General features: G+C 63.3%; 6 protein-coding genes. All 6 read left to right on the top strand.

Annotated elements, in window-relative coordinates; genetic code table 11:
- A partial coding sequence (locus tag EN969_RS20485; protein WP_127419343.1) for an aldehyde dehydrogenase family protein occupies positions 1-604 on the top strand: 604 nt, incomplete at its 5' end.
- Between the two features lie 144 nt (positions 605-748).
- Positions 749-1,171 carry an MbcA/ParS/Xre antitoxin family protein gene (locus tag EN969_RS20490; protein WP_013530547.1) on the top strand — a complete coding sequence of 141 codons (423 nt, stop codon included), beginning with the start codon at positions 749-751 and terminating at the stop codon, positions 1,169-1,171.
- On the top strand, positions 1,165-1,866 hold the full coding sequence (locus EN969_RS20495; protein WP_063168660.1) for an RES family NAD+ phosphorylase: 702 nt from the start codon (positions 1,165-1,167) through the stop codon (positions 1,864-1,866). Before EN969_RS20490 ends, EN969_RS20495 begins: the two co-directional genes overlap by 7 nt.
- 70 nt (positions 1,867-1,936) lie before the next feature.
- Positions 1,937-2,269 carry a metalloregulator ArsR/SmtB family transcription factor gene (locus EN969_RS20500; RefSeq protein WP_013530549.1) on the top strand — a complete coding sequence of 111 codons (333 nt, stop codon included), beginning with the start codon at positions 1,937-1,939 and terminating at the stop codon, positions 2,267-2,269.
- A 92-nt stretch (positions 2,270-2,361) separates the two neighbouring features.
- Positions 2,362-3,426, top strand: coding sequence for an ACR3 family arsenite efflux transporter (gene arsB, locus EN969_RS20505; protein WP_164747183.1), 1,065 nt, complete (start codon positions 2,362-2,364; stop codon positions 3,424-3,426).
- Positions 3,423-3,845, top strand: a complete 423-nt coding sequence (arsC, locus tag EN969_RS20510; protein ID WP_063168658.1) for an arsenate reductase (glutaredoxin) — start codon at positions 3,423-3,425, stop codon at positions 3,843-3,845. Before arsB ends, arsC begins: the two co-directional genes overlap by 4 nt.
- The last annotated feature ends 66 nt before the right edge of the window (positions 3,846-3,911 follow it).

Below are 3,911 nucleotides of genomic sequence, written 5' to 3' on the forward strand. Positions count from 1 at the left end.
GTCCTGCAACGCGCCAACGCGCATGTTCGTGCCGCGCGAGCGCCATGACGAGGCGGCCGGCTATGCCAAGGTTGCGGCGGAAAAATTCACCGTCGGTCCGGCCGACGCTGCCGGCACCAAGCTCGGCCCGGTCGTCAGCCAAGTTCAGTTCGACAAGATCCAGGACCTGATCCAGGCCGGCATCGACGAGGGTGCGACGTTGGTCGCCGGCGGCCCCGGCCGTCCGGCCGAACTCAACCGCGGCTACTATGTCAGGCCGACGGTGTTCGCCGACGTTACCCACGACATGCGCATCGCGCGCGAGGAGATCTTTGGGCCGGTACTGGCGATCATGCCCTATGACAGCGTCGACGAGGTGGTCGAGACCGCCAACGACACCGTCTATGGCCTCGCCTCCTACATCCAGGCCAAGGACATGAAGAAGGCGCGCGAAGTCGCGGCGCGCATGCGCACCGGCAATGTCTACATCAACTATCCCCAGTGGGACGCCGGCCTGCCGTTCGGCGGCTACAAGCAGTCGGGCAATGGCCGCGAATATGCCGAATACGGACTTGAGGATTTCCTCGAGATCAAGGGCATCGCGGGATATGAAGCGGCTGAGTAGGCACCGTACAGTGTGATGCAATAAAGGGCGCGGCCTGCGGTGTGGGCCGCGCCTTTTCATTTTGCAGCCAAGCCTTGCCATCTCCGCATTCTTGCCAATTGGCAAATACATGCTATATATCTGCCAATCAGCAAGGTGAACGCAATGCAGCTTCAATCCATCGTCACCACGCCGGCCACGTTCGGAGCCGCTATCTCGGATGAAGAAGCGGGCGCGCTGGCGCGCACAACGGTCAATCTGTTCAAGGCCTGGAACCTCACCGACCTGGAGGCCTGCATCCTGCTCGGCGGTATGTCGGCGCGCACCTGGGCACGCTGGAAGACTGGGGCGAAGGAAGGTGGCATCGGCAGGATCGACCGCGACCTGCGCACCCGCATGGCGCATCTGATGGGCATCCACAAGGGCCTGCGCTACCTCTTCACGGAACCGGCGCGCGGCTATGCCTGGATCCGCAAGCCCAATGCCACCTTTGGCGGCCAGTCGGCGCTCGACCTGATGCTGCGCGGCGAAATCTCCGATCTCTCGGCGATGCGCGAATGGCTCGATGCGGAGCGTGGTGCATGGTGAGTGGGCTTGCGGTCCGTCGCCGCGTCGACTGGCACCAGACCTTCCGCATCATCCGTTCCATCCACCCACCGATCGACCTGTTCGAAGACATTGCCGACCCGCGCGACTGGGAGGCGCTTGCCGCCGTCGAGGCGAAGACAAACCCACGCATAAGGTTCGAGATCGGCGATCTCGGCAAGGTTTCGGCCGCAAGGCGGATTTCCGGCCCCGGCGCCAGTTTCGTGATGGCGCCCTTCGTGCATTGCTCGACGCTCAGACCAGGCCGCTTCTCGGATGGCAGCTACGGGATTTATTATGCGGGTGACAGCGAGGAGGTGGCGCTGGCCGAGACCATTCACCACCATCAGAAATTCATGCGCGCCACCAACGAAGGGCCGGGCTGGACGGCGGATTTCCGCGTGCTGATCGGCAACGTCGACCGCGACCTCGATGACGTCAACGCCGTGCCCGGCGTGCTCGACCCGGACGACTATTCCGCCTCGCAGGCGGAAGGGCGGGCGCTGCGGGCAGCAGGCAGCGACGGGCTGGTGTGGAACAGCGTGCGCATGCCGGGCGGCGGCTGCATCGGCATCTTCTGGCCCGATGTCATTGCCATTCCAGTGCAGGGCCGCCACTACAGCTACCACTGGGATGGTGCCCGGGTGGACTTCGTGCGCCAGCACGATACGGGAAAGGTGCTTGCCGTCACATCATAGCGGCGGACATCCTTTACAGATCGCGGGGGAGTCGATATTCACGAATCCATAAATCCAAGGATTCGGATATATGAATAGGAAGGGCACTTTGAACGCGCTGGCCGCACTTGGCCAGGAGACGCGGCTGGATGTCTTCCGGCTGCTCGTGCGTGCCGGCCCGGAAGGCATTCCAGCCGGCGAGATCGCAACGAGGCTGGACACGGTCCAGAACACCATGTCGGCGCATCTGAAGGTGCTCGCCCATGCCGGGCTGATCCGTCCCGAACGCGACGGAAGGACCGTGCGCTATGTCGCCGACATGACCGGCTTGCGCGACCTGCTGGCCTATCTGATGGAAGATTGCTGCAATGGCGCGCCGGAGCTCTGCCGCCCGGTCATCAATGCCGTGACCTGTGACTGCTGAGGGGCTTGTGACTGTCCGCCGCGCGCCGTTCGAACAAGGAAGCCATCATGACCGATCATGCTCTGAACACAGCTGAGGCGGTGCGGCCCGGCATCGGCTTCGTCGAGAAATATCTGACGGTGTGGGTGGCACTGTGCATCGTCGCGGGCATCGCGCTTGGCCATCTGCTGCCGGGCGTGTTCGGCGCCATCGCGTTGGCCGAGATCGCCAGGGTCAACATTCCTGTCGCCGTGCTGATCTGGCTGATGATCGTGCCGATGCTCTTGCGCGTCGATTTCGCCTCGCTGGCCAAGGTCGGCACCTATTGGCGCGGCATCGGCGTGACGCTGTTCATCAACTGGGCGGTGAAGCCGTTCTCGATGGCGCTGCTGGGCTGGCTCTTCATCGGCTGGTTGTTCCGGCCGTGGCTGCCCGCCGTGCAGATCGATTCCTACATTGCCGGGCTGATCATCCTTGCCGCGGCGCCGTGCACGGCGATGGTTTTCGTCTGGTCGAACCTGACGCGCGGCGAGCCGAATTTCACGCTGTCGCAGGTAGCGCTCAACGACGCTATCATGATCGTTGCTTTCGCGCCAATCGTCGGCCTGCTGCTCGGCCTGTCGGCGATCACCGTGCCATGGGGCACGCTGATGCTGTCGGTCGCACTCTACATCGTCGCGCCGGTGATCGTCGCGCAGTTGGTTCGTGGCCGGCTGCTGGCAGCGAGGGGACAGGCCGGGCTTGAGGCCCTGCTTGCCACGCTGCAGCCCCTGTCGCTGGTTGCCTTGCTGGCGACGTTGGTGCTGCTGTTCGGCTTTCAGGGCGAGCAGATCATCGCGCAGCCATTGGTGATCGTGCTGCTGGCGGTGCCGATCCTGATCCAGGTCTATTTCAATTCCGGTCTTGCCTATCTGCTCAACCGCCTCAGCGGCGAACGACACTGCGTGGCTGGACCATCGGCGCTGATCGGCGCGTCGAACTTCTTCGAGCTGGCGGTGGCCGCCGCGATCGCGCTGTTCGGGCTGAATTCTGGCGCGGCCCTTGCCACTGTGGTCGGGGTGCTCATCGAGGTTCCGGTCATGCTGTCGGTGGTGTGGATCGTGAACCGCAGCAAGGGCTGGTACGAGATGGGCGGCGCCGTCCGGAATACCATGTCGGCTGAGAGGACCTCGAAATGACCATCACCATCTACCACAATCCCGATTGCGGCACGTCGCGCAACACGTTGGCCATGATCCGCCAGTCGGGCGAGGAGCCGGAGGTGATCGAATATCTGAAGACGCCGCCATCGCGCGAAAGGTTGGTCGACCTGATCGCGGCGATGGGCATTACACCGCGCGCCCTGCTGCGCGAGAAGGGCACACCCTATGCCGAACTCGGCCTTGCCGACCCGAAATGGTCCGACCAGCAGATCCTCGATTTCATGCTGGCACATCCGATCCTGATCAACCGGCCGATCGTCGTCAGTCCGCTCGGCGTCGTGCTGGCGCGGCCGTCGGAAAAGGTGCTGGACATTCTGCCCAATCCGGACATCGGCACGTTCACCAAGGAGGATGGCGAGGTGGTCATTTACGCCTCGGGCAAGCGCCCCGGTTGACGCTATTTCCATAATTTTCGAAATTGGGTTGACGGCGCGAAAAGTGCTGCGTAGCTTATTTCCATG

The sequence above is a fragment of the Mesorhizobium sp. M7A.F.Ca.CA.003.01.2.1 genome (genome assembly GCF_003998945.1).
In the GTDB taxonomy this organism is placed as follows: domain Bacteria; phylum Pseudomonadota; class Alphaproteobacteria; order Rhizobiales; family Rhizobiaceae; genus Mesorhizobium; species Mesorhizobium ciceri.

Bases quoted from the DNA above. Each gene is read 5' to 3' on its own strand.
- EN969_RS20495 (WP_063168660.1), top strand. From the start codon at position 1,165: ATGGTGAGTGGGCTTGCGGTCCGTCGCCGCGTCGACTGGCACCAGACC.
- EN969_RS20490 (WP_013530547.1), top strand. From the start codon at position 749: ATGCAGCTTCAATCCATCGTCACCACGCCGGCCACGTTCGGAGCCGCT.
- EN969_RS20500 (WP_013530549.1), top strand. From the start codon at position 1,937: ATGAATAGGAAGGGCACTTTGAACGCGCTGGCCGCACTTGGCCAGGAG.
- arsC (WP_063168658.1), top strand. From the start codon at position 3,423: ATGACCATCACCATCTACCACAATCCCGATTGCGGCACGTCGCGCAAC.